The organism is Micromonospora palomenae (assembly GCF_007829925.1).
Classification (GTDB): Bacteria; Actinomycetota; Actinomycetes; order Mycobacteriales; family Micromonosporaceae; genus Micromonospora; species Micromonospora purpureochromogenes.
On the sequence record NZ_VIXA01000002.1, the window covers coordinates 1,016,316 to 1,042,567 of the forward strand.

26 protein-coding genes and 1 pseudogene are annotated in these 26,252 nt (G+C 73.6%); 7 read left to right on the forward strand and 20 right to left on the reverse strand.

The genetic code is table 11. The features are described 5' to 3' along the window. Positions 1–179: 179 nt before the first annotated feature. The 3 genes from FHX75_RS15825 to FHX75_RS15835 all read left to right on the forward strand — a co-directional run bounded on the left by FHX75_RS15825 (position 180) and on the right by FHX75_RS15835 (position 5,283). Positions 180–1,745 carry a 3' terminal RNA ribose 2'-O-methyltransferase Hen1 gene (locus FHX75_RS15825; RefSeq protein ID WP_154940735.1) on the forward strand — a complete coding sequence of 522 codons (1,566 nt, stop codon included), beginning with the start codon at positions 180–182 and terminating at the stop codon, positions 1,743–1,745. After that, on the forward strand, positions 1,742–4,261 hold the full coding sequence (locus tag FHX75_RS15830) for a polynucleotide kinase-phosphatase (protein ID WP_154940737.1): 2,520 nt from the start codon (positions 1,742–1,744) through the stop codon (positions 4,259–4,261). The genes FHX75_RS15825 and FHX75_RS15830 overlap by 4 nt, the downstream gene beginning before the upstream one ends. Positions 4,262–4,413: 152 nt before the next feature. Then, complete coding sequence (locus FHX75_RS15835) at positions 4,414–5,283, forward strand: DedA family protein (protein ID WP_246158100.1); 870 nt, start codon at positions 4,414–4,416, stop codon at positions 5,281–5,283. Between the two features lie 177 nt (positions 5,284–5,460). Here the strand turns inward: FHX75_RS15835 and FHX75_RS15840 are convergent, their stop codons facing one another. From FHX75_RS15840 to FHX75_RS15910, 15 genes and pseudogenes are all read right to left on the reverse strand, one after another. Then, positions 5,461–5,838, reverse strand: a complete 378-nt coding sequence (locus FHX75_RS15840) for an ArsR/SmtB family transcription factor (protein WP_007454255.1) — start codon at positions 5,836–5,838, stop codon at positions 5,461–5,463. Between the two features lie 57 nt (positions 5,839–5,895). Continuing rightward, a complete protein-coding gene (gene pyrE, locus FHX75_RS15845; RefSeq protein ID WP_154940739.1) occupies positions 5,896–6,435 on the reverse strand; it encodes an orotate phosphoribosyltransferase in 540 nt (179 codons plus the stop codon). Positions 6,436–6,601: 166 nt separating this feature from the next. Beyond that, positions 6,602–7,414 (reverse strand): SDR family NAD(P)-dependent oxidoreductase, encoded by an 813-nt coding sequence (locus FHX75_RS15850; protein ID WP_154940741.1) that lies wholly within the window; start codon positions 7,412–7,414, stop codon positions 6,602–6,604. 9 nt (positions 7,415–7,423) lie between these two features. Continuing rightward, on the reverse strand, positions 7,424–8,062 hold the full coding sequence (locus tag FHX75_RS15855) for a hypothetical protein (protein WP_154940743.1): 639 nt from the start codon (positions 8,060–8,062) through the stop codon (positions 7,424–7,426). A 73-nt stretch (positions 8,063–8,135) separates the two neighbouring features. Further along, positions 8,136–9,056: a hypothetical protein gene (locus FHX75_RS15860; protein ID WP_154940745.1), complete on the reverse strand. Its 921-nt coding sequence runs from the start codon at positions 9,054–9,056 to the stop codon at positions 8,136–8,138. Between the two features lie 86 nt (positions 9,057–9,142). Next, on the reverse strand, positions 9,143–10,714 hold the full coding sequence (locus FHX75_RS15865; RefSeq protein ID WP_154940747.1) for a polyamine aminopropyltransferase: 1,572 nt from the start codon (positions 10,712–10,714) through the stop codon (positions 9,143–9,145). After that, a pseudogene (locus FHX75_RS32240) lies at positions 10,711–11,459 on the reverse strand (hypothetical protein). Before FHX75_RS32240 ends, FHX75_RS15865 begins: the two are co-directional and overlap by 4 nt. Positions 11,460–11,560: 101 nt before the next feature. Next, entirely contained in the window at positions 11,561–11,983 is a 423-nt protein-coding gene (locus FHX75_RS15875; RefSeq protein WP_154940749.1) for a DUF350 domain-containing protein, read from the reverse strand. A 30-nt stretch (positions 11,984–12,013) separates the two neighbouring features. Further along, entirely contained in the window at positions 12,014–12,439 is a 426-nt protein-coding gene (locus tag FHX75_RS15880) for a DUF4247 domain-containing protein (protein ID WP_154940751.1), read from the reverse strand. Then, a complete protein-coding gene (locus tag FHX75_RS15885; protein ID WP_154940753.1) occupies positions 12,436–12,942 on the reverse strand; it encodes a DUF2617 family protein in 507 nt (168 codons plus the stop codon). Before FHX75_RS15885 ends, FHX75_RS15880 begins: the two co-directional genes overlap by 4 nt. Before the next feature lie 2 nt (positions 12,943–12,944). Further along, positions 12,945–13,574, reverse strand: coding sequence for a DUF4178 domain-containing protein (locus tag FHX75_RS15890; protein ID WP_154940755.1), 630 nt, complete (start codon positions 13,572–13,574; stop codon positions 12,945–12,947). A gap of 129 nt (positions 13,575–13,703) precedes the next feature. Continuing rightward, on the reverse strand, positions 13,704–14,606 hold the full coding sequence (locus FHX75_RS15895) for a hypothetical protein (protein WP_154940757.1): 903 nt from the start codon (positions 14,604–14,606) through the stop codon (positions 13,704–13,706). A gap of 58 nt (positions 14,607–14,664) precedes the next feature. Then, positions 14,665–15,045, reverse strand: coding sequence for a hypothetical protein (locus tag FHX75_RS15900; RefSeq protein ID WP_246158106.1), 381 nt, complete (start codon positions 15,043–15,045; stop codon positions 14,665–14,667). 152 nt (positions 15,046–15,197) lie between these two features. After that, positions 15,198–17,789, reverse strand: a complete 2,592-nt coding sequence (gene clpB, locus FHX75_RS15905) for an ATP-dependent chaperone ClpB (protein WP_154940759.1) — start codon at positions 17,787–17,789, stop codon at positions 15,198–15,200. An 85-nt stretch (positions 17,790–17,874) separates the two neighbouring features. Beyond that, a complete protein-coding gene (locus FHX75_RS15910; RefSeq protein WP_154940761.1) occupies positions 17,875–18,516 on the reverse strand; it encodes a TetR/AcrR family transcriptional regulator in 642 nt (213 codons plus the stop codon). Positions 18,517–18,598: 82 nt separating this feature from the next. Between FHX75_RS15910 and FHX75_RS15915 the strand changes: the two genes are divergently transcribed. Continuing rightward, complete coding sequence (locus tag FHX75_RS15915; RefSeq protein WP_154940763.1) at positions 18,599–19,735, forward strand: epoxide hydrolase family protein; 1,137 nt, start codon at positions 18,599–18,601, stop codon at positions 19,733–19,735. 81 nt (positions 19,736–19,816) lie between these two features. On the opposite strand, the gene FHX75_RS15920 is transcribed toward FHX75_RS15915, so the two are convergent. Further along, positions 19,817–20,908 carry a beta propeller repeat protein gene (locus tag FHX75_RS15920; protein ID WP_154940765.1) on the reverse strand — a complete coding sequence of 364 codons (1,092 nt, stop codon included), beginning with the start codon at positions 20,906–20,908 and terminating at the stop codon, positions 19,817–19,819. 32 nt (positions 20,909–20,940) lie between these two features. Between FHX75_RS15920 and FHX75_RS15925 the strand changes: the two genes are divergently transcribed. The 3 genes from FHX75_RS15925 (at position 20,941) to FHX75_RS15935 (ending at position 23,258) form a co-directional block, all read left to right on the forward strand. Then, a complete protein-coding gene (locus tag FHX75_RS15925) occupies positions 20,941–21,441 on the forward strand; it encodes a cation:proton antiporter regulatory subunit (RefSeq protein WP_154940767.1) in 501 nt (166 codons plus the stop codon). 5 nt (positions 21,442–21,446) lie between these two features. Beyond that, positions 21,447–22,652: a cation:proton antiporter gene (locus FHX75_RS15930; protein WP_154940769.1), complete on the forward strand. Its 1,206-nt coding sequence runs from the start codon at positions 21,447–21,449 to the stop codon at positions 22,650–22,652. A gap of 174 nt (positions 22,653–22,826) precedes the next feature. Then, positions 22,827–23,258 (forward strand): hypothetical protein, encoded by a 432-nt coding sequence (locus FHX75_RS15935; RefSeq protein WP_088959529.1) that lies wholly within the window; start codon positions 22,827–22,829, stop codon positions 23,256–23,258. A 104-nt stretch (positions 23,259–23,362) separates the two neighbouring features. On the opposite strand, the gene FHX75_RS15940 is transcribed toward FHX75_RS15935, so the two are convergent. The 4 genes from FHX75_RS15940 to grpE form a co-directional block, all read right to left on the reverse strand. Then, positions 23,363–23,572 (reverse strand): hypothetical protein, encoded by a 210-nt coding sequence (locus tag FHX75_RS15940; protein ID WP_154940771.1) that lies wholly within the window; start codon positions 23,570–23,572, stop codon positions 23,363–23,365. Between the two features lie 158 nt (positions 23,573–23,730). Beyond that, positions 23,731–24,171 (reverse strand): heat shock protein transcriptional repressor HspR, encoded by a 441-nt coding sequence (locus tag FHX75_RS15945; protein WP_088959533.1) that lies wholly within the window; start codon positions 24,169–24,171, stop codon positions 23,731–23,733. Between the two features lie 29 nt (positions 24,172–24,200). Continuing rightward, entirely contained in the window at positions 24,201–25,391 is a 1,191-nt protein-coding gene (gene dnaJ, locus FHX75_RS15950; RefSeq protein ID WP_154940773.1) for a molecular chaperone DnaJ, read from the reverse strand. 82 nt (positions 25,392–25,473) lie between these two features. Beyond that, positions 25,474–26,220: a nucleotide exchange factor GrpE gene (gene grpE / locus FHX75_RS15955; protein ID WP_154940775.1), complete on the reverse strand. Its 747-nt coding sequence runs from the start codon at positions 26,218–26,220 to the stop codon at positions 25,474–25,476. Positions 26,221–26,252: the final 32 nt, after the last annotated feature.

Below are 26,252 nucleotides of genomic sequence, written 5' to 3' on the forward strand. Positions count from 1 at the left end.
AAGCAGCACCCCGGCCGCACCCTGCGCCGACGCACGCCGCTCAACCCGGTCGGGCTTCCGGGGGAGCCTCACCCGCGCAGGGATCAAGCCTGACCGCCCGGAGCGGGTGGGGCTCCCCCGGAAACCCCACCCACAAAAAGAGGGCGACGCAAGATCGAAGCCCCTGAGACCATGAGCCCGTGCTGCTCACCCTGACCACCACCCACCGGCCGGCGACCGACCTCGGGTACCTGCTGGTCAAGCACCCTGACCGGGTCCAGTCGTTCGAACTGCCGGCGGGCACCGCGCACGTCTTCTACCCCGAAGCGGACGAGGACCGGTGCACCGCCGCCCTGCTGGTCGAGGTCGACCCGCAGCGGCTCGGCGTGGGGCGGCGTGGCGGCCGGAAGCCGGCCAGCACCCCGGAGAGCTTCACCCTCGGGCAGTACGTCAACGACCGGGCGTACGCCGCGTCCAGCCTGCTCGCCTCGGCACTGTCCACGGTGTTCCGGTCGGCGCTGCGCGGCGAGTCCCGGGACCGCCCGGAGCTGGCCGGCACCGCGATCCCGCTGGAGGTACGGGTGCCGGTGCTGCGCTGCCGCGGCGGTGCCGACGTGGCCGGGCGGCTCTTCGCCCCGCTGGGCTGGACGGTCACCGCCACCCCGATCCCCCTCGACGAGCAGCACCCCGACTGGGGTGACAGCCGGTACGTCGACCTCGTCCTGACCGGCACCCTCCGGGTCGCCGACGCCCTCAACCACCTGTACGTCCTGCTGCCCGTGCTGGACGACGCGAAGCACTACTGGGTGGCGCCGGACGAGATCGACAAGCTGCTCCGCGCCGGCGCGGGCTGGCTGGCCGACCACCCGGAGCGGGCCCTGATCACCCGTCGCTACCTGGCCCACCGCCGGGCGCTGGCCGGGCAGGCGCTGGCCCGGCTGACCGAGCTGCGCCTCGCCGACGAGCCCCTGCCCGACGACAGCATCGACGAGCCCCCGGCCGACCGGGGCCCCGTGGCCGGCGTGCCCGGACCCGACGCCGGCACCCCGCAGAGCGACGCCGGCGCAGCGGGACGCGAAGGCGGAGCGGCCCGGACGACGGACGCGGCCGGACCGGGGCGGGCGTCGCTGGCGGTACGGCGGCGCGACGCGGTGCTCGCCGCCCTGGCAGCCAGCGGCGCGACCCGGGTACTCGACCTCGGCTGCGGTGGCGGCGCGCTGCTCACCGCCCTGGTCGCCGACCGGCGCTACACGGAGGTCGTCGGCACCGACGTCTCCAGCCACGCGCTGACGCTGGCCGCTCGCCGGCTGCGCCTCGACCGGCTGCCGGAGCGGCAGCGCGACCGGATCCGGCTCTGGCAGTCGGCCCTCACCTACCGGGACGACCGGCTGCGCGGCTACGACGCGGCGGTGCTGATGGAGGTGATCGAGCATCTGGACCCGCCCCGGCTGCCGGCGCTGGAGGACGCGGTGCTGGGCCACGCCCGGCCGGGCACCGTGGTGGTGACCACGCCGAACGTCGAGTACAACGTCCGCTACGAGGGGCTGCCGGCGGGACGGTTCCGGCACGCCGACCACCGCTTCGAGTGGACCCGCGCCGAGTTCGCCGCCTGGGTCGAGCGGGTGGCCGCGAGGTACGGCTACACCGCCGCGATCGGCGGCGTCGGGGAGGAGGACCCGGAGGTGGGTGCCCCCACCCAGTTGGCCGTCCTCACCGCGGCGGAAAAGGCAGACACCACGACCGACCGGAAGGAGGAGCGCCGATGACCACCCTCGACATCCCCGAGCTGGCCCTGGTGGCGCTGGTCGGCGTCTCCGGATCGGGCAAGTCGACCTTCGCCCGCCGGCACTTCCTGCCCAGCCAGGTGCTCTCCTCGGACATGTTCCGGGCGATGGTCGCCGACGACGAGAACGACCAGTCCGCCTCCGCCGACGCGTTCGAGGCGCTGCACCACATCGCCGCCACCCGGCTGCGTCGGGGCCGGTTGACGGTGGTCGACGCGACCAACCTCCAGTCGCACGCCCGGGCCGCGCTGGTCCGGGTGGCCCGGGAGCACGACGTGCTGCCGGTGGCGATCGTGCTGGACGTGCCGGAGGCGCTGGCCTGGGACCGGACCCAGGGGCGCGCCGACCGGACCTTCGGCCGGCAGGTGCTGACCCGGATGCAGCGGGACCTGCGCCGGACGTACGGGCTGCTGGCCCGGGAGGGCTTCCGCAAGGTGCACGTGCTGCGCGGCGTCGAGGAGATCGAGGCCGCGGAGATCCGGTACGAGAAGCTCTTCAACGACCGGCGGGAGCTGACCGGGCCGTTCGACATCGTCGGTGACGTGCACGGCTGCCGGGAGGAGCTGGAGGCGCTGCTGCTCCGGCTCGGCTGGTCGCTGCGCCGCGACGACGCGGGCCGCCCGGTGGACGCGGTGCACCCGGCTGGTCGTACCGCAGTCTTCGTGGGTGACCTGGTGGACCGCGGCCCGGATTCCCCCGGCGTGCTCCGCCTGGTGATGGGGATGGTGGCGGCCGGGCACGCGATCTGCGTGCCGGGCAACCACGAGCAGAAGCTGCTGCGCAAGCTGCGCGGCCGGGACGTGCGGCTCACCCACGGCCTGGCCGAGACGATGGCCCAGCTGGAGGCGGAGCCGGCGGAGTTCGTCGCGGAGGTCTCCGCCTTCGTCGACGGCCTGGTCAGCCACTTCGTGCTGGACGGTGGCCGGCTGGTGGTCGCGCACGCCGGCCTGAAGGAGGCCTACCAGGGCCGCGCGTCCGGCCGGGTCCGCGCGTTCGCGCTCTTCGGGGAGACCACCGGGGAGACCGACGAGTACGGCCTGCCGGTGCGCTACCCGTGGGCGCGCGACTACCGGGGCTCGGCCATGGTCGTGTACGGCCACACGCCGACCCCGGAGCCGGAGTGGGTGAACAACACCATCTGCATCGACACCGGCTGCGTCTTCGGCGGCCGGCTCACCGCCCTGCGCTACCCGGAGAAGGAACTGGTCGCCGTCCCGGCGGTCAAGGAGTGGTACGCCCCGGTCCGCCCGCTGGTCAGCGTCCCGGCCCGACCGGACACGGTGCTGGACCTGACGGACGTCACCGGCCGCCGGCACCTCGAGCACGCGTACGGGACGCTGACCGTGCCGGCGGAGAACGCCGCCGCCGCGCTGGAGGTGATGAGCCGGTTCGCGGTCGACCCGGGGCGGCTGGTCTGGCTGCCGCCGACCATGGCGCCCTGCTCGACCTCCACGGTCGAGGGCTTCCTCGAACACCCGGCGCAGGCGTTCGAGGACTACCGGGCGGCGGGCGTGGACCGGGTGGTCTGCGAGGAGAAGCACATGGGCTCGCGGGCGGTGGTGCTGGTGGAGCGGGAGCCCACCGGTGGGCCGTTCGGCGGCGGCGTGGTGCACACCCGCACCGGCCGGCCGTTCTTCGGCGCGCCGCTCGACGAGCAGTTGCTGGCCCGGGTACGCGCGGCGGTGACCGCCGCCGGCCTCTGGGCCGAGCTGGGCACCGACGCGCTGCTGCTCGACTGCGAGCTGCTGCCCTGGTCGGCGAAGGCGGGCGGGCTGATCCGCGAGCAGTACGCCAGCGTCGGCGCGGCCGGCCGGGCGGCGCTGCCGGCGGTGCTCGCCACGCTGGACGCCGCCGCGACCCGGGGGCTGCCGGTGGACGGACTGCGCGAGCGGATGGCGGCCCGCCGCGCCGAGGTCGACGGCTATTCGACGGCCTACCGGGCGTACGTGGCGCCGACCGACGGGCTGCGCGGGGTGACCCTGGCGCCGTTCGCGGTGCTGGCGGGCGCGGGCGTGAGCTTCGCCGACCGGGACCACGGCTGGCACCTCGACCTGGCCGACCGGCTCTGCGCGGCCGACCCGGAGTTCTTCACCCCGACCCGGCGGCAGGTGGTCGACCTCGCCGACGCCGCCGCGGTGGCGGCGGCCACCGACTGGTGGCTGGAGCTGACGTCGGCCGGGGGCGAGGGCATGGTGGTCAAGCCGTATGCCGGGCTGGCCGCCCGGTCGGCGCGCGGCTCGCTGCTCCAGCCGGGGATCAAGTGCCGGGGCCGGGAGTACCTGCGGATCATCTACGGCCCGGGTTACACCGCCCCCGACCAGCTCGCCGCGCTGCGCCGCCGTTCGCTGGGCCGCAAGCGCGGCCTGGCCCTGCGCGAGCACGCCCTCGGCCTCGCCGCCCTGGACGCGTTCGCCGACAACGCCCCCCTCTGGCGCCGCCACGAACTCGTCTTCGCCATCCTCGCCTGCGAATCCGAACCCGTCGACCCCCGCCTCTGACCCGCCCCCACCCCCGAGATCCACGCACTTTCGGAGAAAGCGTGGCCATTTCGCGCTCCATGGCCCCGCTTTCTCCGAAAGTGCGGGCAAGGGCGGGGGTGCGGGAGGGGGGCGGGGGTGGGGCGGGGTGGGGTGAGGGGCGGGTAGCCTGTGTGGCCGTGGACACAGGTGAGAAGAGCCGGGTAGTCGTCGAGACGGTCGCGTTGAATCCGCTCGACCCCAAGGAGCTGTTGCAGACCTTCGGGCTGATCGGCGTCTGGGTCATCCTCTTCGCCGAGACCGGCCTGCTGGTCGGCTTCTTCTTCCCGGGCGACTCGCTGCTGTTCCTGGCGGGCGTCGCGGCGTCACCGGTGGCGGACGCGATCTTCGGCGACGGCACCCGGCTCTCCCTGATCGGGCTGCTGATCGGCGGGCCGATCTGCGCGATCGTCGGCGCCCAGCTCGGGCACTGGCTCGGCTCCAAGTACGGCCGGCGGATGTTCGACCGCCCCAACTCCCGCCTCTTCAAGAAGGAGTACGTGGAGAAGGCGGAGTTCTACTTCCAGAAGTTCGGCCCGGCGAAGGCCGTGGTGCTGGCCCGGTTCATCCCGATCGTGCGGACGTTCCTCAACCCGGTGGCGGGCACGCTCGGCATGCCGGCCCGGCAGTTCTTCCTCTGGAACGTGGTCGGCGCGATCCTCTGGGTGGACGGCATCCTGCTGATCGGCTACCTGCTCGCCGAGCAGATCTACAGCGCGATCGGCGACAAGATCGACCGGTACATCCTGCCGGTGGTCGCGCTGATCATCCTGATCTCGGTGCTGCCGATCTTCTTCGAGTTCCTGCGGGACCGGAAGGCCCGCAAGCGCGGCGAGGCAGTCGCGGTGGTGGCGGCGGCCAGCGCGGCCGGTGCCGTCGACGCGGTCCGCGACACCATCGAGCACCACCTGCACCACGACCAGCCGCAGCAGCAGCACCCGTACCGGCAGCAGCCGCCGCAGGGCGAGCGGCGCTACCCGGAGGACCACGGCCAGGGCCGCTGACCCTCACTGACGACGAACGGCCGGCCCCGGAAGGGACCGGCCGTTCGTGTCACCGTCAGAAGCCGGTGGACGGATCAGCGAGCTGGCTGGTGACAGGCAGGAGTCACCACCCGATGACGCCACCCCTGGTACGTCACCGGACGTCGCCCCGGTCGGGGACGACGCGCGGACACCGGGTCAGCGGGCCTTCTTGGTGGCCCGCTTGCGCGGCGGGGTCAGCAGATCCGCGATCGTGGCGATCGCGGACGGCACCAGCCGGTAGTAGGCCCACACACCGCGCTTCTCCCGCTCCAGCAAGCCGGCCTCGGTGAGGATACGCAGGTGGTGGCTGACCGTCGGCTGCGAGAGGCCGAGCGGCGCCGTCAGGTCACAGACGCACGCCTCGCCCTCGGGGGCCGACTGGATCAGGCTGAGCAGCCGGAGCCGGGCGGGGTCGGCAAGGGCCTTGAGGACCCCCGCCAGCCGCTCGGCATCGGCACGTTCGATCGGCTCGCCGGCAAGCGGCGAGATCTGAGGCATGGTCATTTCAGCCAACGCAGTTCCCACGTATTCCATCCTTCCACCAGCAGCATCGATCCGCCTGCATATCAGCAGATCCGAATCGGCAAATTTTTACGCCACAAGGCCGAGGTCAGCCAACGTATAGGCCGCCCGATACGGCAGTCCGGCGGCTCGTACGGCGTCCCCGGCTCCTCGATCAACAATAACCGCCACACCAACGACCTCCGCCCCGGCCTCGCGCAGCGCCTCGACGGCGGTCAACACGCTGCCGCCCGTCGTCGAGGTGTCCTCCACGGCAAGTACCCGCCGACCGGCCACTTCAGGCCCCTCGATCCGCCGTTGCAGACCGTGCGCCTTTCCCGCCTTGCGAACCACGAACGCGTCCAACGGTCGATCGGTCTCCGCCGCGGCGTGCAGCATCGACACCGCGATCGGATCCGCGCCGAGGGTCAGCCCGCCGACCGCCTCATAGTCCCAGTCCGCGGTCAGCTCGCGCATCACCCGACCGACCAGCGGTGCAGCCTGGTGATGCAGCGTGACGCGGCGCAGATCGACGTACCAGTCCGCTTCGCGGCCCGAGGAGAGCACCACCCGGCCGTGGACCACAGCCAGGTCGGAAATGAATTTACGCAGGTCGTCGCGGTGCCCCATGGCGATAGAGGGTACTGCGCGAGTCTGTACGCCGGATGTGGGGTCCACCCCGGTCAGCCTCGCGGGCGACCGATGGGTGGCGATGGACGGCTACGCTGTGCGACCACGCTGGAATCCCGTACCCTGCCGGCGCCACCGGGACGGCAGCGGCCGGGGCACTGCGGGGTCAGCCGTCGGTCGGCCCGACCCGTCCCCGGCGGTCCCGGTAGGCGATCCGCAGCAGCCGCCGCGGCGCGTGCCGCAGGCCGGCCACGGCGAGCTTGTACTTCCAGTCCGGGACGCTGATCTGCTTGCCTTTACGCAGGTCACGCAGGGCGCCGTCGACCACGTCGTCGGCCCGCAGCCACATCCAGCCGGGCGTGCCGGACATGTCGATGCCGTTGCGCTCGTGGTAGCCGGTGGCGGTGTAACCGGGGCAGAGCGCCATCACCCGTACGCCGAGCGGACGCACCGACAGATCGACGGATTCGCTGAAGCTCGTCACCCACGCCTTGCTCGCCGGGTACGTCGAACCGGGCATCACCGGGCCGAAACCGGCGACGGAAGAGACATTTATCACTATCCCGTTTCGTCGATCCGTCATCGGGCCGAGAGCGGCGAGGGTGAGCCGCATGACGGCGTGCACGTTGAGCCGCAGCAACCGCGTCTCGTCGGCGACGGTGGACCGCAGGAACGGCCGGTTGAGGCTGAGCCCGGCGTTGTTGACGAGCAGCTCGATGGGGGCGGTGGCGTCGGTCAGCCGCCGTTCCACCGCCGCGCATCCGTCGTCGGTGGACAGGTCGGCGGGGAGCGTCTCCACCCGGTGACCGTGCCGGGCGGTCAGGTCGGCGGCCACCTCGGCGAGCCGGGTGGCGTCCCGCGCCACCAGGACCAACTGCCACCCGTCGGCGGCGAGCCGGCGGGCGAACGCCTCACCGATGCCGGCGGTGGCGCCGGTGACCAGCGCCCGTCGCTCGGTGGCCAGGGTCTCGGACGTCACGGGCGCTCCTCAGCGGGACGGCGGCGGAGCCTGCGGGGGCGGATACGGGCCGTACGGGAGCGGCGCCGGAGGCGGGGGCGGCGTCGGCCGGGCACGGCCGAACCAGCCGTTCGCCGCGGGCAGCGCCAGCAGCACGGCCACCACAAGGTAGCCGAGCACCTGGCCCACCGAAAGGGCCGCGTTCAGCGGGAGCCACCAGGACGGGTAGGCGTCGCCGAGCAGGCCCAGCAGCTCGGCCGTGCTCTGCTCGTCGGTCCGCAGCGGGCCGGCCCGCTGACCGACCAGCGCGGCCAGGCCGCAGCAGCCGCAGAGCAGCCCCAACCCGGCGACCACCCAGGTCGCCACCCGGGCGCCCCGGCGGCCGGCGAGCAACCCGGCGGCGAGACCGACCAGGAGCAGGCCGACCAGGACGGTGAGCACCGCCGAGAGGATCGCGGTGACCCGCAGCAGGGTGATGACGCCGTCGACGTCGTCGGGGCTCGCGGTCGTACCGGCGGCGGCCGACCGGAGCCGGTCGACCGTGCCGCCGAGGGCGAGCAGCGCCGCGACGGCGTACGCCCCGGCGGCGAGGGCCATCAGCCCGAGCACCGCCGCGGCCAGCGTGACGGCGGCGGGCCGACGCGCCGGGGCCTGATCCGGGTACGACACGACGATTCCCTCCGGTAGGCGTCGGCTTGCAACCTACTCGGAGGGAATCGTCGGCGTCGCTCGTACTCGCCCGTCAGCTACCGGCCGGGCGGGTCGGGTCGGACGGCGGGACGTCCCCGCCCGGCCGGTCCTGCCCCTGCGCCGGTCCACCCTGCTCCGGCTGGCTGGCCGGCGGCGCGGCGGGCGCGTCCGACGAGGGCGGCGCGGAGGACGGGGCCGACGGCGGCTGCCACGGCGAGGCGGCCGGCGGCTGGTCCGGCGCGGCCGGGTAGCCGGGGGCCGGCGGGTAACCGGGCTGGCCCGGCTGCGCGGGCGGGTAGCCCGCCTGCGGGTAGCCCGGGGTGGCCGGGTAGCCGGGGGTCGCCGGGTAGCTCGGCTGGCCGGGGTAGGCGGCGCCGGGGACCGGCGGCTCCCAGACCTGCTGCGGCTTGCGGAAGAACTCGTTCGCCTTGGGGAGCGCGAGCAGGATCAGCGCGGTCAGCAGGGCGAGCAGGGCGATCACCGCGAGCAGCGTGGTGACCGGGCCGTACCAGGACGGCAGGGCATCCTCCAGCCGGCGCTGCACCTCCTCCGCGCTCGGGACGTCACCGTCGGTCGGCGCGCCACCGCCGGCGGTGAGGCCGCCGGCGGCGTTGCTGGCCGTGCCGAGGCCGCAGCAGCAGAACATCAGGCCGCCGAGCACCCAGGTGGTGATCCGGGTGCCGTTCATGCCCCGGTTGTTGAACAGGCCGAGGACGGCGAGCACGATGGCCAGCAGCAGCCCCACGATGGCGCCGCCCAGGCTGAACGCGACGGCGAAGTCCGCCACCCCCTGCACCCCGTTGGCGGAGGTGCCGCGGTAGGCCTCGTCCATCACCTCCCGGATGGTGCCGATGGTGGTGAGCGCGATGATCAGGTTGATCACCTGGATGAGCGCGAACAGAATCAGCAGATAGCTGGAAATCGTCACCACGGCCGGCCGGACGCGGGCCGGTGTGTGCTGGGAATCGACCACGATTCTCCTTCCCCTAGATCGCGCCCACACCGTATCCACTCCGGCCCAGCCGCGCGCGTACCAAATAGCCGGCGACGGCGACCGGGTCAGTAGCCGCGCCACTCCGCGCGGGCGTACTCCAGCACCCTGGGCTGGAGCAACGTGGACGCGGGGACGTCGAGGCGGGCCCGGTCGGCGGGGAAGGCGGCCGCCGCCCGCAGCACCGACGGGTCCAGGAAACGCAGCGGCGGCGCGTCTGCCGGCAACTCCAGCGCGGGCGGGGTCACCCCGGCGGTGGCGAGCAGGAAACCCCAGTCGCCGAACGAGGGCACGTCCACGTGGTACGGCACGGTGGCGAAGCCGGCCTCGCGTACCGACGCCTCGATCGACCAGTACGACCGGGGCGCGAAGTACGGCGACCCGGACTGCACCACCAGCCGCCCGCCCTCGGCGAGCGCCGACCGGATCAGCGCGTAGAACTCGACGGTGTAGAGCTTCGCGGTGGCGGTCTCGTCCGGGTCGGGCAGGTCGGCCACCACCACGTCGAACCGTTTCGTGGCGGTACGCAGCCAGCCGAACGCGTCGGTGTTGACCACCCGGACCCGGGGGTCGGCGAACGCGTCCCCGTTGAGCCGGCGCAGCTGCGGCTCGGCGCGGGCCAGCGCCACCACCGCCGGGTCCAGGTCGACCACGGTCACCCGGCGGACGTCCGGGTAGCGCAGGATCTCCCGGACGGCGAGCCCGTCGCCGGCCCCGAGCACCAGCACCTCGCCGCGCGGGCCACGCATGGCGGGATGCACCAGTGCCTCGTGGTAGCGGTACTCGTCGACCGAGCTGAACTGGAGGTCGCCGTTGAGGTAGAGGCGCAGGTCGGTGTCGGCGTGCCCGACCTCCCGCACCGACCGGGTCAGCACGATCTCCTGGTAGCGGCTGCGCTCGGCGTGCACCACCGGGTCCCGGTAGAGCTGCTGCCGGGCGGTCAGCTCGAAGTCGGCGGCGGTGATCCAGGCGTACCCCAGGCAGAGGGCGACCACGACGGAGCCGGCGGCGAGCGCGACCCGCGCCCGGCGGCTCAGCTCCGCGCGGAAGACCGTGCAGACCAGCGCGAGGCCGGCCACCGCGTTCACCGCGCCGACCACCAGCGCGCCCTTGAGCTGGCCGAAGACCGGCATCAGCAGGAACGGGAAGGCCAGCCCGCCGAGCAGCGCCCCGACGTAGTCGGCGGCGAACAGGTCGGCCACCGCGCTGCCGGCGGACTGCTCGCGGATGCGTTGCAGCATGACCATCAGCAGCGGGATCTCCGCGCCGATCAGCAGGCCGAGCACGAACGCGGTGCCGACCAGCGCCGGGCCGTAGAGGTCCAGCCAGGCGAAGGCGGCGTAGAGGCCGAGCACCGAGAGCCCGCCGAGCAGCGCCAGGGTCAGCTCGACCACGGCGAACGCGGCGGCGGCCCGGGACTGCAACGGCTTCGCGGCGAGCGCGCCGACGCCCATCGCGAAGACCATCACGCCGAGCACGATCGAGGCCTGCCCGACCGCGTCGCCGATCAGGTAGCTGCCGAGTGCGACCAGGGCCAGCTCGTAGACCAGGCCGCAGGCCGCGCAGACGAAGACCGCGAGCAGGACCCCGGCCCGGGCCGCCCGCCAGCGCGCTGGGGCGGCCGGCGCGTCGGTGGTCACACCTGCTCCGGGGTACGCGTCGCCGCCGTCTCCGCCCCGGGGCGCTTCGCGGGCCCGACTCCCCGGCGCTGCCGGCGGCGCTGCACCAGTCCGACGGTGACCAGCAGCGCGGTGACCAGCAGCAGCCCGACGGCGGCGAGCAGGTATCCCCAGCGGTCGCGCCACAGGTCGCTGCCCCCGGCGGGCAGCGGCGACGGGGCGGCCCCGGCGGCGGCCGGGGTGGCGGCAGGCTCCACCAGTCCCGCCTCGACCGCGAGCAGCGGCAGCATCACCGCGGCCCGGGTCGTCGCCCAGCCCGGGTCGTCGCCCAGCCCGGGTCGTCGATGAAGACCTCCTCGGTGAGCCCGAGCCGCGCCAGCCCGTTCTCGATCCGCAGCAGCTGGGCGGAGGAGACGTCGGCGGAGCCGGTCACGTCGACGTAGGCGCTGTCGTTGCTGTCGCTGCTCTCCGCCGGGTAGTAGATCCTGGCCGTCACCTGCAACCAGCGCGGGCAGCCCGGACTGTCCTCGACGGACACGCCGTCACCGAGGTTGGAGCCGACGCTGAGGGGATCGCCGTAGTCGAAGTAGTCCTTCAGCACCCAGCCGTAGCAGACGCCCTGGCTGGCCGTGGAGCGCTGGAGGATCGGCACGGTGTCGCCGCGTTCCTGGGCGGTCGGTCCGGGCACGATGGCGGACCCGTCGTCGCCGTTGACGATCGCCCCGACGGTGCAGGCGGCGACGGTGCCCAGCAGGCCCACCCAGATCAGGGCCTGCTTCCACACCGGAATCTCCGCGCTCTTCGCTGGGCTTGTCGCGCCGGTGGTCGCCGAGCGCCCGGCGGCGCCCGGCCGCTTCGTGGCCGCCATCAGCTGATCGCGGCGGCGATGATCGCGCCCGTGGCGAGGTGGACCACGGCGGAGACCCAGACCGCGGGGTGCGGCTCCGGGTCGACCAGCAGCTCGCCGAGCCGGCCCGGGGTCGCCGCGTCCAGCAGCAGGAACGCCCCGGCCATGATGACCAGGCCGAGGAGGCCGTACGCGGCGGCGCCGACCAGGCCGAGGACGAAGTCGTCCGCACTGGCGGCGATCGCGGCGACCACGATGACGCCCACGCCGGCAAGGTTCGAGGCGAGCAGCAGCGCGGCGTTGCGGTTGCGCTCGGTCCAGATCAGCTCGTGGAGCTTGCCGGGGGTGGCCACGTCGACCAGGACGTAGCCGACGGCCATCAGGACGACGCCGACCACGCCGTAGGCGAGCGTGACCAGCAGATCGGTGACCAGGGTCTGCACAGGGAACTCCAGGGGTGTCGTTCGGGTCGGCTACTTGCCACTGCCGGGGCCGCCACCCCGGACGGTGCTGCCCCGGCCCCAGCCCCAGTGGCTGCCCACCGTGGAGTGGTAGCGCGGGTAGGCGGTGCGGAGGCGTTCGAGGAGGATCACCGATCCGGTGGCGATCGGCAGGATCACCACCGAGTCGTCGTCGTAGCGCAGGTAGACGCCGCTGCCGTCGACGTACTGGTCGGCCGGCTGCCAGGCCTCGGTCACGTCCTGCGCCACCTGGCTCGGGGTCTTGTCCGAGGTGTACGCGACCGCCTCGCCACCGATGTCCCGGCTGGTCGCCCGGGTGTAGCGGTCCTCGACGTAACCGCGGGGCGAGAAGTTGCCGTAGAAGATCGCGAAGGCGGCGACCAGCGCGCCGATGACCGCGAAGGCCACTCCCACCACGAACCAGCGCCGGTACGTCATCGCAGTGCCACCACCGTCTCGGTCAGGACCAGCTCATTGGTCTGGGGATACGCGTGCCAGGTGCGCCAGCCGACCGACCCGTCCGGCGGATCGGGCCGTACGGCGAGCGCGGTGACCGCGTCCGGGTCACCGGGGAAGACCCCGACCAGCGCGTACGGGTCGTCGGCCAGTTCCGCGCGGAGCGCGGTGACGCGGGCGCGCAGTTCACCGGCGGGCGGCCGGAGCACCGTGGCGGTGAACCGATAGCCGTTCGGCTCGTCGTGCAGCGTGCCGGGCAGGTGCGGCGGCCGCCCCGGCAGGCAGGCCACCGTCTCGGTGAGCCCACCGGTCGGGGTGGGCAGGACGACCTGGTGCGAGGCGCCGAGCAGGCGCAGCCGCAGCCGTACGCCGCCGGGCAGGTCGACCTCGCGGACGGCCACGGCCGGCAGCTCGGGGCCGCCGAGGGCCAGTCCCAGGTCGGCGGCGCTGGTGTCGACGTACGGGGTGTCGATGCGGACCAGCACGCTCAGGCCACCTTGTCCGGGCCGGCCTGCGGGTAGACCATCACCTCGGAGCGGAGCAGCGGCTCGCCCACCGCCACCTCCCAGCCGGCCTCCCCGTACGCCTCGAAGGCCAGCCGGGCCCCGCCCTGCGCCCGGTAGTCGTGGTAGCGGACGGTGCCGGTCGGGTCGAGGCCGGTGGTGCCGGTGGCCGAGTAGCGGGCCTGCCCGGACTCCTCCCAGGAGTAGCGGCGGCCGGCGAAGTCCAGCGTGGGCGCCCCCGGCGTGACGGTCGCGCCCGGTTCGGCGCTCCAGAGCACCAGCTCCACGTCCGGGTCCTCCTCGACGGAGAGCCACCGCTTGGCCCCACCGGCGTCGTCCAGCAGGTGCTCGGCCCAGCTCCAGGCGCCCTCGACCAGGTGCACCGAGCCCCGGATCGCGTACGACACCTGCCGGATCTCGACGATGTCGCCGGGCTTGAGCGTGCGCGGGTCACCCCGGAGCGCGTCCGCGTCGGTGTCCCGGAACGGGTCGCCCGGTGCCGCCGGCCCGGTCCTCTTCCGCTGCCGGGCGAGGGCGACCACGGCGATCACCACCCCGGCGACCCCGACCAGACACCCCACCGCCGCCACCAGGTACGCCACCGAACCATCCACCCCGACCGCCTCCCCACGCGTCGGCGGAGACGGTAACAACCCCGCGCACCTGGGGAAACACGTCCATCTTGAGTGAGCGGCCAGTCACTCAGCGTCCGGTGTGGAGGGGGGTGGACCCCGCCGCCCAGGTCAGCTGCCCGGCTTCGGTCCGGCGTCCGGCGCATCCGGCGCATCCGGCGCTGACGGCGCGTCCGGTGCGGGCTGCGGCGGGGTGGCGGGAGCGGGCTGGGCGGGTGCGGTCGGCATGGGCTGGGGCGCGGCCGGCATGGGCTGGGAGGCGGCCGGCATGGGTTGCGGCGGCAGGCCATGCGCGCGCGGGTCGGGGCAGAGCATGTAGCCGGGCGGCAGCAGGAAGGCGGGCGGGTAGGTCGGGTCGAGGGGTGCCCGGCGGGCCTGCTCGGCGGCGCGCGGCACGAACCAGCGGTGCACCGACGGCAGCGCCAGCAGCACCACCGCGGTGAGGGTCAGGCCGACGACCAGCAGCGTTCCCAGGCTGCCGGCGGCGAAGAGGACGTCGCCCGCCGGATCGGACCCGTCGCCGTAGAGCTCCCGCATGAACCCCGACTCCTCCGGCATGAACTCGGCCGGGATGTCGGAGTCCCAGTCCTCCTCGGGGCCGGGGCCGCCGAAGGCGAAGAGGAAGGGGATGAACAGGACCGCGAATCCGCCCTGCGCGCAGCCGGCCAGCAGTTGCAGGCCGCCGACCACGAAGACCAGGATCCGGGCGACATTGCTGCCCCGACGTACGCCGCGCGCGGTGGCGAGGAGCCCGGCGGCGAGCAGCAGCGCGGGCACCCCGAGCGCGCAGGACATGACGATGTTGCCGAACCGTTCGCCGGAGACCTCGTCCGGATCGGCGTCCGGCACCAGCCGCGCCGCGCGGTCGATCTCGCCGTTCCAGTCGATCGCCTGCCAGATCACCAGGCCGAGCAGGGCCAGCAGCACGACGGCGGCGGCCATCTGCAGCCAGGAGGCGACGGTGACGGCGGTGGGGCGCGGTGGGCGGGCCGGCGCGCCGGCGTCCTGAGTCATGCGGGGAAGCTACGGGGCGCCGACCGGTCGCCGCAGCCCCGTTCGGGCGGACTCCGGCCTACCGTCCGGCCAGCCTTTCGGTGGCGTACCCGCGCAGGCTGGCGTTGCCCATCACGCAGCCGGTGAAGGTGGTGAACTCGCCCTTGTCGTCGCGCAGCGACGCCCAGGCGTCCCGGGCCGCCGCCGGGTCGACCCGCTCCAGCAGGGTCGCCGCGTACGCCTTTCCGGCCGGCGAGCCGTGCCGGAGCAGCCAGTCGACCTTGTCCCGTGCCTCGTCCGGGTGCGCGTGGAGGGCTTCCTCGACCCGCCGGTACGCCTCCGTGACCGGCAGCAGCGTGCCCGCGATGCCCACCCCGCCGAACGCGAGCGTGTCCGCCCCGGCGAGCTCCTTGACGGCCGCGTCCAGCTCCCGGTCCCTGCTCTTCCCGATCCCGAACATGCCCCCATCCTTTCCCCGTCCCGCCAACCCCCACCCTCCTGATCAAGAGGTTTGCGTCAGCAGACACGGTTCCGCCGACGCAAACCTCTTGGTCACCGGGGCGGGGACGGGCCCGCCGGGAGGGCGGGCCCGTCGCGGGTGGTGCGGGTGGGTCAGGCCGGGGTGACCGTCAGGGCGTCCTTGGTGTCGGTGAGGTCGACCCGGACGGTGTCGCCGTCGCGGACCTGCCCGGCGAGCAGGGCCTTGGCGAGCTGGTCGCCGATGGCGGTCTGGACCAGGCGGCGCAGCGGGCGGGCGCCGTAGATCGGGTCGTAGCCGTGCTCGGCGAGCCAACCCCGGGCCGCCTCGGTGATCTCCAGGCCGAGCCGCCGGTCGGCGAGCCGCCGCCGCATCCGGTTGAGCTGGATGTCGACGATGGAGCGCAGGTCGTCGCCGAGCAGCGCGGCGAAGACCACGATGTCGTCGAGGCGGTTGAGGAACTCCGGCTTGAAGTGCGAGCGGACCACGGCGAGGACCCCCTCGCGGCGCTGCTCCTCGGCCAGCGTCAGGTCGCTGATCACCGACGACCCGAGGTTGGAGGTGAGGATCAGGATCGCGTTGCGGAAGTCCACCGTGCGGCCCTGGCCGTCGGTGAGCCGGCCGTCGTCGAGCACCTGGAGCAGGATGTCGAAGACGTCCGGGTGGGCCTTCTCCACCTCGTCGAGCAGGATCACCGAGTACGGCCGGCGGCGCACCGCCTCGGTGAGCTGGCCGCCCTCCTCGTAGCCGATGTACCCGGGCGGGGCGCCGACCAGGCGGGCGACGGAGTGCTTCTCGCCGTACTCGCTCATGTCGATGCGCACCATGGCCCGCTCGTCGTCGAAGAGGAACTCGGCGAGCGCCTTGGCCAGCTCGGTCTTGCCGACACCGGTCGGGCCGAGGAAGAGGAAGCTGCCGGTCGGGCGGTCCGGGTCGGCGACGCCGGCCCGGGCCCGGCGGACGGCGTCGGAGACCGCGCCCACCGCCTCGGCCTGGCCGACCACCCGGGAGGCCAGCGACTCCTCCATCCGGAGCAGCTTGGCGGTCTCCCCCTCCAGCAGCCGGCCGGCGGGGATGCCGGTCCAGGAGGCGACCACCGCGGCGATGTCGTCCGCGCCGACCTCCTCCTTGAGCATGGCGCCGTCGGCCTGGAGCCGGGCCAGCTCCTCCTCGGCCTGCTTCAGCTCGGTCTTGAGCGCCGGGATACGGCCGTAGCGCAGCTCGGCGGCGCGTTCCAGCTCACCGTCGCGTTCGGCCCGCTCGGCCTCGCCGCCGAGCCGCTCCAGCTCCTCCTTGGCGGTGGAGAGCTTGGTGATGTGGCTCTTCTCCGTCTGCCAGCGCTCGGACAGCGCGGTGAGCTGCTCGCGCTTGTCGGCCAGCTCCTTGCGCAGCCGCTCCAGCCGCTCGGCGGAGGCGGCGTCGGGCTCCTTGGCCAGCGCCATCTCCTCGATCTCCAGCCGGCGTACGGCCCGCTCGATCTCGTCGACCTCCACCGGGCGGGAGTCGATCTCCATGCGGAGCCGGGAGGCCGACTCGTCGACCAGGTCGATCGCCTTGTCCGGCAGGAACCGGTCGGTGATGTAGCGGTCGGAGAGGGCGGCGGCGGCGACCAGCGCGGCGTCGGTGATCCGTACGCCGTGGTGCACCTCGTAGCGCTCCTTGAGGCCGCGCAGGATGCCGATGGTGTCCTCGATGGTCGGCTCGCCGACCAGCACCGGCTGGAAGCGGCGCTCCAGCGCCGGGTCCTTTTCGATGTGCTCGCGGTACTCGTCCAGCGTGGTCGCGCCGACCATCCGCAGCTCACCACGGGCCAGCATCGGCTTGAGCATGTTGCCGGCGTCCATCGACCCCTCGCCCTTGCCGGCGCCGACGACGGTGTGCAGCTCGTCGAGGAAGGTGATGACCTGGCCGTTCGAGTTCTTGATCTCCTCGAGGACGGACTTCAGCCGCTCCTCGAACTGGCCCCGGTACTGCGCGCCGGCGACCATCGCGCCGAGGTCGAGCGAGACCAGCTTCTTGTCGCGCAGCGACTCGGGCACGTCGCCGGCGACGATCCGCTGGGCCAGTCCCTCGACGATCGCCGTCTTGCCGACGCCCGGCTCGCCGATGAGCACCGGGTTGTTCTTGGTCCGGCGGGACAGCACCTGGATCACCCGGCGGATCTCCGAGTCCCGGCCGATCACCGGGTCGATCTTGCCGTCCCGGGCGCTGGCGGTCAGGTCGACGCCGTACTTGGCGAGGGCCTGGTAGGTCTGCTCGGGGTCGGCGGTGGTGACCCGACGGTCGCCGCCCCGGACGGTCGGGAAGGCGGCCACCAGGTTCTCCTCGGTGGCCCCGACGCCCTTCAGCGCGCCGGAGACCGCGCCACCGACCCGGGCCAGGCCGGCGAGCAGGTGCTCGGTCGAGGTGTACTCGTCGCCGAGCGGCCGGGCGATCTGCTCGGCGGCGCCGATGGCGTTGACGAACTCGCGGGCCAGGGTGGGCTCGGCGATGCTGGAGCCCCGGGCGGCGGGCAGCGCGTCGACCGAGCGCTGGGCGACCCGGCGCAGCTCGGCGGGATCGGCCCCGACGGCGCGCAGCAGGCCGGCGGCGGTCGAGCCGTCGGTGTCCAGCAGGGCCAGCAGCAGGTGCCAGGGCTCCACGGTGGCGTGACCGCGCTGGTTCGCCAGCGCGACGGCACCGGTGATGGTCTCGCGGCTCTTGGTGGTGAGGCGTTCCGTGTTCATGGGCTCCCCTGGATCGGCGTGTCCACCAGTAAGGACGAAACCAGAGTTGAGCCTATTCCGCTCAACTCCCGGCGTGTGACTCGGGTCACTCGGGTCGTCGCCACCGCCAGTCGAACTCCCCGGCGGCGGGCGGCGGCCCCGGCAGCGGGGGTTCGGTGACGGCGAGGCCGGCCAGCAGCAGCGCGAGCTGCCGCCGGCGCAACTGCCGGGTCCGCTCCGGATCGGGTACGCGGATCGCCGCGCACCCCTCCAGCAGCAGCCCGACGTCCTGCACCACCACGTCGGGTCGGAGCCGCCCGGCACCCCGCGCCCGCTCCACCAGCGCCGCGGTGAGCTCGTTGGCCCGCGCCGCGTCCCGACCCATCTCGGGCGTCGGGGTGAAGGTACCGGCCAGGTGGACGGTCAGCGAGTGCACGTCGGCATCGACGACGCGCTCCAGGAAGCCGGCGAAGGCGTGCCAGTCGTCCGGGTCGCCGGCCGCCTCCTCGGCCGCCTCGATGAACCGCCGCAGGCCGTCGTGGCAGAGCTTGCGCAGCAGGTCCTCCTTGCCGGCGTACCGCCGGTAGAGGGCACTGATCCCCACGCCGGCGCGCTCGGCGACCGCGGCGATCGGGGCCTTCGGGTCGGCGAGGAAGACCGCGCGGGCGGCTTCCAGGATCACCGCGTCGTTGCGCGCCGCCTGCGCGCGCCTCCCGGCGAGCGGCGGGGTGTCGGTCGGGTTCGGCATGACCCGAGGATAACAGTGGAACGGATCGTTCCGCTCTGCTATGGTTGAACGGAACGAAACATTCCGTTCTGAGGAGCAGCGCATGTCCGACACCGCCATCCGCCCGTTCCGCGTCGACATCCCGCAGACCGCCCTCGACGACCTCGCCGGCCGGCTCCGCCGGGCCGTCTGGCCCGGGGAACTCCCAGGCGTCGGCGACGCGTACGGCACGACCACCGCCCGGGTCCGCGAGCTGGTGACGTACTGGCTGGAGAAGTTCGACTGGCGGGCCGTGGAGGCGCGGCTGAACGCCCACCCGCAGTTCGTCACCGAGATCGACGGCGAGGACATCCACTTCCTGCACGTCCGGTCGTCCCGCACCGACGCCACCCCGCTCGTGCTCACCCACGGCTGGCCCGGCTCGGTGGTGGAGTACCTGGACGTGATCGGCCCGCTCACCGAGCCCACCGACCCCACGGCGCCGGCGTTCCACCTGGTCATCCCGTCGCTGCCGGGCTTCGGCTTCTCCGGGCCGACCCGCAGCCCCGGCTGGAACCGGTACCGCACCGCCCGGGCCTGGGCGGAGCTGATGGCCCGGCTCGGTTACGACCGCTACGGCGCGGTCGGCAACGACGCCGGCTCGATGATCTCGCCGGAGATCGGCCGCATCGACCCCGAGCACGTGCTCGGCGTCCACGTCACCCAGCTCTTCTCGTTCCCGTCCGGGGACCCGAGCGAGTTCCAGGGGCTCTCCGAGGCCGACCAGGCGGCGCTCGCGCACCTGCAGTGGTTCTTCGAGAACAAGCTCTCCTTCAACCAGGTGCAGAGCCAGCAGCCGCAGACCCTGGCGTTCGCGCTGGCCGATTCGCCGGTCGGGCTGCTCGCCTGGAACGGTCAACTCTTCGACCGGAGCCTGGACCCCGACTTCGTGCTCGCCAACGTGGCGATCTACTGGTTCACCGGCACGGCGGCCTCGTCGATGCGGTTCTACTGGGAGGACGCGCACACCACCGAGCACCCGACCGGGCCGACGACGAGCCCGACCGGGCTGGCGATGTTCCCCGGCGACTTCCAGTCGATCCGCCGCTTCGCGGAGCGGGACCACGGGAACATCGTGCGCTGGACGGCGTACCAGGCCGACGTCGAGGGGCGCGGCGACGTGGGCGGGCACTACGCCGCGCACGAGGCGACCGACGTGCTGGTCGCCGATCTCCGGGAGTTCTTCGCCGCGCTCCGCTGAGCCGGCGGCAGGCGTGCGCCCGGTCGGGGATCTCCGGCCGGGCCGCGTCGTCCGCTCGCCGGGCCGACCGGTGCGGAACGCTCAGTCGCCCTCGACGGTCACCCGCACCCAGCGCCGGTCCGTGCCGACGCCGGCGCCCAGCACCACGTCCGTCGACCCACGGGCGAAGACGGTGCCGTCGTCGAGGGTGGTCAGGTAGTGCTCGGGGCCGACCGGCCAGGCGACCGGGGTGTACCGGCCGTCGATCACCGCGCCGGCGCCGTACGGGCCGGTCACCGCGACCCGCCCCGCGCCGATCGGAGCGACCGACACGATCCGGGAGGGGTAGGACTGCGCCGGGACGGACTCCCACCGCCCCTGCCACCGCCAGAGCGCCGGGAAGTCCATCCGATCCGGGCGCTCACCCACCAGCCAGACCTGACTGTCCGGGGCGACCTTCGCCCGCAGGACGGCAACCGTGCGGTCGGGCGCCGGCACCGGGGTCCGCTGCCAGCTCCGACCCCGGTCCGTGGAGACCGCCGCGTACGGGCCCTCGTCGCCCGCCCCCGCCGCCACCAGCAGGTCGGTGGAGGACGCGACGGTGTTCAGCTCCGGCACGGGCGGCTGGACAGTCAGTGGGCGCAGCGCCGCACCGTCCCACTCGCCCACCCGGCCGGTCCCCTCGATCACCTGGAACCGCCCCTGCGCGGCCCGCCAGGCGGGCGGCTCCCCGTCGGTCCGCACGAAGCTCGCACCGCCGTCGGTCGAGGTGTACCAGCCGTGCGGCTCGGCCAGCAGCGTCACCAGTCCCGGCGCGGTGTAGAGCTGCTGGTTGTCGGCCACCGGGCGCGGGTGGCGCACCGTCAGCCAGGAGCGGCCACCGTCCAGGGTGGAGAAGAGCAGCGCCGGACAGTTCCGGCCCGGCGGGTGACCGTCGCAGCTGGCGAAGAGCGCCCAGCCGTGCGCGGCGTCGGAGAACTCCACGAACGGGTCGTCGTACCGCTGGGCGACGGCGACCCGGCCGGCGCGTACCTCGTCGAAGCGGGCGGACGGCGGCGGTGCCGGCACGGGCGCGGCCGTCGGCGACGCGGACCGGGACGGCGGATCGCGGCGGATGTCCCCGATCGCCGAGCACGCCACCAGCGCCGGGACGGCCAGCAGGGCGACCACCGGGCGGAGCACTCGATCGATCATGGGCACCTCCTCGGCAGGGTAGCCTTGCCCGGGTGCGAGTACGTGTCGAACAGACTGCCCTACCAGGAATCGGCGTGCGTCACGACCTGGTCACGGAATCCGGTCGCCGACTCGGGGTGGTCTCCCACCGCAATGGCCGCCGTGACCTCGTCCTGTACGACCCGGACGATCCCGACGCCTGCCAGGCGGACATCCCGCTCACCGACGACGAGGCGGAGGCGCTCGCCGACATCCTCGGCGCGTCGCTGATGCTCGGCCAGCTCTCCGGCCTGCGCGAGCAGGCGGCCGGGCTGCTCACCGAGCAGATCGCCATTCCGGCGGGCTCGAAGTACGTCAACAAGCGGCTGGGCGACACCAAGGCACGCACCCGCACCGGCGCCTCGATCGTGGCGGTGCTCCGCCAGGGCGAGGTGAACGTCTCACCCGATCCCACCTTCCGCTTCGCGGCCGGTGACGTGGTGGTCGTGGTCGGTACCCGCCAGGGTCTCGACGGAGTGACCGCCATCCTCGCCGACAGTGACCCGGACGGCTGAGGCGGATGCACGAAACCACCACACTGCTCGTCGAGGTCGGCGCGCTGCTGCTGCTCCTCGGACTCCTGGGCCGGCTAAGCCGGCGGTTCGGGGTCTCCCCGATCCCCCTCTACCTCCTCGCCGGCCTGGGCTTCGGCCACGGCGGCCTGCTGCCGCTCAACGCCAGCGAGGAGTTCTTCGCCGTCGGCGCGGAGATCGGCGTCATCCTGCTGCTGGTCATGCTCGGCCTGGAGTACAGCGCCAACGAGCTGGTCGGCAACCTGCGCTCCGCCGCGCCGGCCGGGCTGATCGACGCGCTGCTCAACGCGCTGCCCGGCTTCGCGTTCGCGCTGCTGCTCGGCTGGGGCTGGGTGGCCGCCGTGGTGCTCGGCGGCATCACCTGGATCTCGTCCTCCGGCGTGATCGCCAAGGTCCTCGGCGACCTGGGCCGGGTCGGTAACCGGGAGACCCCGGTGATCCTCTCCGTGCTGGTCATCGAGGACCTGGCCATGGCGCTCTACCTGCCGCTGGTCACCGCGCTGCTGGCCGGCGTCGGGCTGGTCAAGGGCGGCATCGCCCTCGGCGTCGCGGTGCTCACCGTGGTCGTCGTCCTGGTGGTGGCCATCCGGTACGGCCACCTCATCTCCGCGGCGCTGTCCGCCAAGGACCCCGAGGCGCTGCTGCTCGGCGTACTCGGGCTGACCCTGCTGGTCGCCGGCGTCGCGGCCAAGCTCCAGGTGTCGGCGGCGGTGGGCGCGTTCCTGGTCGGCATCGCGCTCTCCGGGCCGGTGGCGCACCACGCGACCCAGTTGCTCTCCCCGCTGCGGGACCTCTTCGCGGCGGTCTTCTTCGTCTTCTTCGGCCTGGTCACCGACCCCCGGGACATGCCGCCGGTGCTGCTGCCGGCGCTCGCCCTGGCCGTGGTGACCATGGGGACGAAGCTGCTCACCGGCTACCTGGCGGCCCGCCGGGCGGGCATCGCCGAGCCCGGTCGCTGGCGCGCCGGCTTCGCGCTGATGCCGCGCGGTGAGTTCTCCATCGTCATCGCCGGGCTGGCCGTCGCCGCCGGCACCGTCGAGCCCCGACTGGCGGCGCTCGCGACGGCGTACGTGCTGATCACGGTGGTGACCGGGCCGATGCTGGCGCGGCTGCCCGACATGGGCTGGTTCAAGGTCTGGCTGCGGCGGCGGGCCACGATCCGCCGGCCCGAACCGGTGCCGACCACCGACTGAGCGTGCCCCGGCCGGGTCGGCCGTACGGCTGACCCGGGGCCGGTCCGCCCGTTGTCGAATTGCTCCCGACAAGCTCTTCCGCCAGCCCACCGGCGACGGTTACGGTTCTGCCCCAACGAGCCAGGGGTCCGCGGGTGGCCGGTGCGCCCCGCGGGCGTAAGCGGAAGGTTGCCGGTGAGCGTGCAGGATTCGACGTTCCACGGCTTTGCCAACCCCGTCGACCCGTCGCCGACGGAGTTGCGGGCGTGGGCCTACCACCCGGACTCGGTGCCGCTGGCCTCGATGCCGCCCGACTGGGACCTGCTGGTCGCCGGCGACCACCTGGTGCTCACCCTCTTCGACCTGGCGATGGACCCGGCCTGCCCGGCCCGCCGGTTCGCCCTGCACTGCCTCTACATCTACGCGGCGGACGGCATCCGGACGAACTTCCGCGCCCACCCGAAGCGCCGCTTCCGCAAGCTGGTCGAGCAGGCCGAGCGGGAGGGCGACGAGCTGATGCGCAACTGGGCGCACAACAGCCGGGTGCTGCTGGCCCGGCAGGACCTCTTCGTCTACCACGACTGGTGCGAGGGCGGTCTGGTCCGGGAGAACCGCCGGATCGGCTGACGCCCGCGGCCGGCGCGCTGCGGGCCGGCCGGTGACAACTCTTCCTCGACAAGGCGAACGGGCCGGGACCCCCCGTGGGTCCCGGCCCGCACGTCGGCGGATCGTCAGCGTTCCGATCCACCCTGCTTCCGGCGTCTCGCTTCGACGCGCCCCTGGTCGATGCCGTGGTCGACCTGGTCGCTGAACCGGCCGTTCTTGATCTGGTCGCTGAAGCGACCCTTGGTCACCCGGTCGAACCCCTGCCGAACGTTCTCGGCCACCTTGTCGAGCCGGCCCTCCGTCTGCTGGGCAACCTTCTTCGCCGATTCCGCCATGGCTCCCCCTGCCATCGGAGTCCGGATTGGGTTGGTTGGACCTGGTTCTGAGGCTAACCCAAGGGGTCCGACCCTCGCCGGAGAAACGCGAACTGGCAGCGGTGAAACGCCCGGTGCAGGTCAGCGGGCCCGCCCGGCCATCGGGCCGGGCGGGAAATTCAGCGGTCGGGGGTACGGCGGGGACGCCAGACGACCAGCGCCGTCGACGTGCGGTTGGTGGGCACCAGGTCGCCGCGCGGGAAACCGCCCAGCGACTCCAGCTCGGCGATCCGCCGGTACGCGGCGTCCAGCTCGGCCTCCAGCCGGGCCACCCGCTGCTGCGCCTGCTCCAGCAGCCGCTCCAGGCCGATGATCCGCTTCACCCCGGCCAGGTTGATGCCGTCGTCCTGGCTGAGCCGCTGCACCTCGCGCAGCAGCACCACGTCGCGCACGCTGTAGCGGCGCCCACCGCCGGCCGCCCGGCCGGCCTGCACCAGGCCCAGCCGGTCGTACTGGCGCAGGGTCTGGGGGTGCATCCCCGCCATCCGCGCCGCGACCGAGATCATCAGCACCTTGGCCTCGTAGGCAGGGTCACCCGAACCGACGAAATCGCCCGACATCCCGCTCACCTCCGCACCCGATCCACCGGTCAACCGACCCGACGCACCCGCGCGTCGAGATGTTCCCGAGCCGCCGGCGGAGTCTGCTCGGCGAACGACTCCAGCGTCGCCCGCGCCTCGTCCGACACCACCGCCGGCACCACCACGTCCAGCGTGACCAGCAGGTCACCGGCCTGACCGTCGCGCCGCACCACGCCCTTGCCCCGGGCGCGCAGCACCCGCCCGGACGGCGTACCCGGCGGCACCCGCAGGGTCACCGCGCCGTCGAGGGTGGGCACCCGCAGGTCGGTGCCGAGCACCGCCTCGGCGAAGGTGATCGGCACGGTCAGGGTGAGGTCGTCCCCGGTACGCCCGAACAGCTCGTCCGGGCGGACCTTGACCTGCACGAAGAGGTCACCGGCCGGGCCGCCCCGCTCACCCGGCTCGCCGCGCCCGGCCAGCCTGATCCGCTGGCCGTCGGCCACCCCGGCGGGGAAGCGGACGTTCAGCGTGCGGGTCTTGGTCACCCCGCCGGTGCCCTGGCACTCCGGGCACTTCTCCTCGACGACGGTGCCCACGCCCTGGCAGGTGCGGCACGGCTCGGAGAAGCTGAACGACCCCTGGTTGCGGGTGGTCACCCCGGCGCCGTGGCAGACCGGGCAGGCCTTCGGCCGGGTGCCCGGCTTCGCGCCGTCGCCGTGGCAGGTGTCGCAGACCCCCGGCGCGCGCAGCGTCAGCGGGACGGTCACCCCGCGTACCGCGTCGTCGAAGTCGAGCGCCACCTCGGTCTCCACGTCCCGGCCGCGGGCCGGGCCGCGGGGACGCGCCGGGCCACCGGCCCCGCCACCGCCGGAGAAGATCGAGCTGAACAGGTCGGTGAAGCCACCCCCGCCGAACCGGGTGTCGGCGCCACCGGCGCCACCGCCGCCGAAGAGGTCGGAGACGTCGAACGGCACCCCGCCGGGCTGCCCGGCGCCCCGGGCGCCGCGCCGGAACGCGCCCGAGCCGAACAGCGAGCGCATCTCGTCGTACTCGCGGCGCTTGGCCTCGTCGCCGAGCACCGCGTACGCCTCGGAGACGGTCTTGAACCGCTCCTCGGCCTTCGGGTCACCCGGGTTGTGGTCCGGATGCGACTCCCGGGCCAGCTTCCGGTACGCCTTCTTGATCTCGTCCGAGGAGGCGGACTTCTGCACGCCGAGCGCGGCGTAGTAGTCCTTCTCGATCCAGTCCTTGGAACTCACCGGTCCACCCCCTTCCGCCTGATGTGGCCCGGCCGCCCCACCCGCCGTCGTACGGCGGGCGGGGCGACCGGATGGTTCCGCACTATTCCGGGTCGGCGACCGCGACCAGCGCGGGCCGCAGCAGCCGCTCCCCGAGCTGGTAGCCCCGACGCATCACCTGGACGCAGGTCGGCTCGTCCACGTCGGCCGAGGTCTGGTGCGCGACCGCCTCGTGCCGGGTCGGGTCGAACGGGTCGCCCTGCTCCCCGAACGGGGTCAGCCCGAACTTGCCCAGCGCGGTGGTGAGCTGCTCGGCCACCGTGCCGAACGGCCCGACCAGGTCGCCGTGCTCGCGGGCCCGGTCCAGGTCGTCCAGGATCGGCAGCAGCGCGGCGAGCACCGAGCCGGTCGCCTGCTCCTGCACCAGACCGCGGTCGCGGTCCACCCGCTTGCGGTAGTTGGCGTACTCCGCCGACACCCGCTGCAGGTCCCGGGTCCGCTCGTCGAGCTCGGCCCGGAGGTCCTCCAGCTCGGCGCCGAGCGGGGCCACCGCGACGCCGTCGACCGGCTGCGCGGGGGCGTCCACCACGGGCGGACCGGCCGGGACCGGACCGTCGACCGTCTCGACCTCGATCTCGTCGACGACAACCTCGGCCTCCTCCACCAGGCCCTCGGCCGGGACGTCCGCCCCGGCGTCGGCGGCGGCGGGCGCCTCCTCGGTCTTGCCGATCTTGCGGTTGTTGCGGATGACGACCCGCGGCCCGTCGCCGGCGGCCTGCTCGGCGGGCGCGGAGCCACCCGGCACCGACCCGGTGGCTCCCGGGTCGGCGGCTCGTGGCTTCTCCGTCATGCGACTACCTCGTTCTCTCTACCGTGAGTCCG